Origin of the sequence: Yinghuangia sp. YIM S09857, assembly GCF_051388915.1 — a bacterium.
Taxonomy (GTDB): Bacteria; Actinomycetota; Actinomycetes; order Streptomycetales; family Streptomycetaceae; genus Yinghuangia.
This window is the reverse complement of the sequence record NZ_JBPKBH010000036.1, coordinates 27366-31367: the sequence shown is the minus strand read 5'-3', so window position 1 is coordinate 31367 and position 4002 is coordinate 27366. Positions and strand designations below refer to the sequence as shown.

The 4002-nt window shown below is 75.1% G+C and carries 3 protein-coding genes; all 3 read left to right on the top strand.

Going from position 1 to position 4002, the window contains the following annotated elements:
- Positions 1-383 precede the first annotated feature (383 nt).
- The 3 genes from ACRX5S_RS40125 to ACRX5S_RS40115 all read left to right on the top strand — a co-directional run bounded on the left by ACRX5S_RS40125 (position 384) and on the right by ACRX5S_RS40115 (position 3968).
- Complete coding sequence (locus ACRX5S_RS40125) at positions 384-569, top strand: hypothetical protein (protein ID WP_436778238.1); 186 nt, start codon at positions 384-386, stop codon at positions 567-569.
- Positions 570-748: 179 nt separating this feature from the next.
- A complete protein-coding gene (locus tag ACRX5S_RS40120; protein WP_436778237.1) occupies positions 749-1993 on the top strand; it encodes an AAA family ATPase in 1245 nt (414 codons plus the stop codon).
- Between the two features lie 133 nt (positions 1994-2126).
- On the top strand, positions 2127-3968 hold the full coding sequence (locus tag ACRX5S_RS40115) for a hypothetical protein (RefSeq protein ID WP_436778236.1): 1842 nt from the start codon (positions 2127-2129) through the stop codon (positions 3966-3968).
- The last annotated feature ends 34 nt before the right edge of the window (positions 3969-4002 follow it).

Here is a 4002-nt window from a genome sequence, read left to right as displayed (position 1 = left end):
GCCGTGCCGGGGCCGCCGTGCCGGGGCCGCCGTGCCGGGGCCGCCGTGCCGGGGCCGCCGTGCCGGGGCCGCCGTTGGCCGGCGAGGCGGGCGGCGGGGGCAGGGAAGTGTCGTGTGCGGGGGCGGTCACGACGCAATGCGTCGAGGAATATCACCGACGCCTCTATTTCTGTCGTGGAATTCGAGTAATTCCCGCACTCCCTCGTCCGATTTGCCCTAGGTGAATTGCCGCGTCCGAGCTACCTTGTAAATGTGCCCGGGAAAACCGGGCGGCCGGTTCCGAGGGAATTCCTCGGAAAACGGTGATGTGAATTCCTGTGGTTTCTGCTCGAGGCGGAGCCTGCGCTCGAAATGGCGCGGGACGTGTGGAAAGGGAGGCCGTGATGGACCCGAACGAGACGCTGGAAGACCTGCGTGAGTACGCCCGGCTGGTCGCCGGCGAGGTGCCGGGGGCCGCCGAGGAGTGGGGGGACACGGTCGCCGAGCTGTTCCTCGCCCTCGACGAGTGGCTCTCCCGCGGCGGGTTCCCGCCGCGTGCGTGGGACGTCCGCCGGACGGTCCACGAGTAGGGCCGCTGCGTCGCCGCGTGCCCGCGTGACTGCCGGGGCCGGCAGATCGCCCCGCCCGGCCCCGGCCCGTCACCCGCCTGTCCTGCCGCCTGACGCCTGTTCCAGTGCCGCTCGAACTTGCCTATCGCTGCTGTTGGTTCACGTTCCCGCCTATATCCCGACGTTCTCGTGGAGGTGTGATGACCACCCCGACGCCCGCCCAGGCGGCACCGACCGTGCCTGCCGTGCCGACCGCGGTTCCGGTCCTGGTGGGGAAGGCCCGGCCCGGCCAGTTGCGTGCCGCGGTCGCTGCGGTCCTCACCGCGGACCCCGGCAGCCTGTACTCGGTCTCGGACCTGGTCGCCGCGCTGGGCAACTCCGGCGGCGCGATCGGCAACGCGTGCGACACCCTCGTCACGCGCGGCGAGGCCGAACTCGCCGGCACCGGGCCACGCCGGTACAAGGCCAACGCGGCGACCACCGCCGCCGCGGTGGCGGCGGTGGTCTCCCCGCGCGGGACCGCCGCCTCGTCGCGCCCGCGTGCGCCGCGGCCTCCCGCGCCCGTGCCCGGCCCGGCGGAAGCCGCGGCCCCGGCCCCGAGCACGCCGGTGCCCACCACTCCACTCACCCCCGCCCCCGCGCCCGCGAACGGCCCGATCCGCCGTCCGAACGGTGCGGTGTACTACCCGCGCAGGCTCGCCGGCGGCATCAGTGACGTGGAGGGGTTGCGCAAGTTGCGCGCGGCGGGGGTGCCCGCGCTGCTGTACGGGCCGCCGGGGACGGGGAAGACCTCGATGGCCGAGGCGGCGTTCCCCGACCTGATCACCGTCGCGGGCGACGGCGACACCACCGTCGGCGACCTGATCGGCGAGTGGACCCAGAAGGCGGACGGCGGCTACCAGTTCGCGTACGGGCCGGTGGTGACCGCGATGCTTCAGGGCCGCGCGCTGCTGATCGACGACGCGACCCTGATCTCGCCGAAGGTCCTCGCCGCGATGTACCCGGCGATGGACGGCCGCCGGCAGATCACCGTCAAGGCGCACCAGGGCGAGACGGTCACCGCCGCCGACGGCTTCTACGTGATCGCCGGCCACAACCCGGGCGTGCACGGGGCGATCCTGACCGAGGCGCTGTCCTCGCGGTTCAGCACCCAGATCCGGGTGGAGACGGACTACGACCTGTGCCGGCGCCTCGGCATCGACAAGGGGGCGGTGACCGTGGCGAAGAACCTCGCCGTGCTGGTTGCCGCGGGCGACCTGGGGTGGGCGCCGCAACTGCGCGAGTTGATCGCGTTCCAGAAGATCGCCGATGTCCTCGGCACCGCCACCGCGTTCGCGAACCTCGTGGGCATCGCGCCCGAGGAGGACCGCGACCAGGTCGCCGACATCGTGGCCAAGACCTGCGGTCGCCGGGTCACCGCCCTCGCCCTCGGCAAACAGATCTGACATCCCGCCGGCGGTGCCGCCCCCCGAGCGCGGCACCCGCCCCCGGCCAGCGTCGGACCGCGGCCCCGCAAGGCGGCCCCCTAACCCCGCTCCCGCCACCCCACACACCCACGCGAAGGGACACCGATCGGCGATGCCTGCCCACCGCCACGTGCACCACACCGCGCCCGTGATCACCGACGATGAACTCGCCTCCGCGCGCTGGGACGACGACGGCGGCCCGGTCACCTTGCCGACCGCCCGCACCGAGGCGTGCGAGGCCGAGTGGCTGCGGATCGGCGCCGAACTGACCGGCCGCCTGACGGCGTTGGCCGACCGCGACGATGTGATCGTCACCTGCGAACCGAACACCCGCTCCGGCGCGCCCGCCGTGTTCTTCCCCACCCTGGGCCAGATCGAGGTCGACCGGGCCGTGTTCGCCCCGCACCACCCCAGCGGCATCCGCCCGGCGGTGTTCGGCGACGAGAACCGCTACCCGGTCGCGTGGGGCGCCCTCGTGCACGAGGCCGCGCACAGCGCACACAGCGCCTGGGCCAGCCTGCACGACCAGCACGGCACCGCCGCCGCGGCAGCCGCGGAAATGCTGGAGGAGTCCCGCGCCGAACGCGCCCACCTCGGCCGCCGCCCGGGCGACCGCCCCTACCTGCGCCGGGTCGTGCACACGATGGTCATGGACGACCTGGGCACCGCGCCCCCCGACGACGCCTGGTCCGCCGCGCTCGCGGCCGGGCTGATCCTCGCCCGCCGCGACGCCGAAATCCTCGAACCCGCCGAGGTCTCCCACATCGAGCGCATCGTCACAGGCATCCTCAGCGCCGACACCCTCGCCACACTGGCCGGGATCTGGGCCGCCGCCCACCAAGTCGCCGACCACGACGCGGATGCCATGCTGGCCCTCGGCCGGGCCTGGTGCGAGGCGGTCGGCAGCGACGCGACCGGCCCCGAACGCCGCCCCGACGACGCCGAGGGCGGTGTTGCGGGCGTACTCGCCGGCGCGATCGGCCAACTCGCCGCGAACGTGGCCGCGACCGAGCGGGCCCGCGCCGCCGCCGAACACGCCGCCGACCAGGCGGAGGCGGACGCGGCCCACGCCCGGATCGAGGCCCGCCGGGACACCGCGGCACGTGCCCGCAAAGCCGCCGACCTCGCCAAGGCGGTGTTCGCGCCGAACGCCGGAACCGTCGACGCCGACGGCGGCCCGGGCAGCACCGTCCTGCCCTCCCCAGTGACCGGCACCCGCCCCCCGACCAACGCCGAGAAGACCGCCGCCGGGCGCCTCGCCCGGGGCCTGCGAGGCGCCGCCTACCGCGAGCGCGTCGAGACCACGACGGCCTCGGCGGCCCCGCCCGGGCGCCTGAACATGCGCGCGGCCCTCGCCCGCGACGCGCAGCGCGCCGCGGGGGCCGTCCCGACCGCGCTGCCGTGGCGAACCACCCAGCGGCGCGCCACCCCCACCCCGCCGCTGCGGGTCGGCATCGCGGTCGACGTGTCCTCCTCCATGCGCGCGGCCACCGGCCCGTTCTCCTCCGCCGCGTGGATCCTCGCCAAGGCCGCCGCGATGACCGACCCCGCCTCCAAAACCGCGACCATCGCGTACAACCGGGAGCTGACCGCGGTCACCCGCCCCGGCCGCGCGCCCGCCCGCGCCACCGTGTTCACGGCCGAACGCGCCGGCCACGCCCTCGCCGCGGCCATCGACGCCCTCGACGCCGCACTCGACCTCACGCGCCCCGGCGCCGGGCGGCTGCTCGTCATCGCCTCCGACGGCATCTACAACACACACGAGACCGCCGACGCCGCGGCCCGCGTTCGCAGGCTCATCGCGGCCGGGTGCGCGGTCCTGCAACTGCACTTCCGGGGCAAGTTGAAAGCCCGCGTCGTCCCCGGCGCCCGCCTGATCGAGCTGACCGACCCGGCCACCGCCGCCGACGAAATCGCCAGGGCCGCCATCGCCCAGGTCGCCGCCACACGCTGACCCCCCGGGCGCCGGGCGGGCGGGTCGCCCGCCC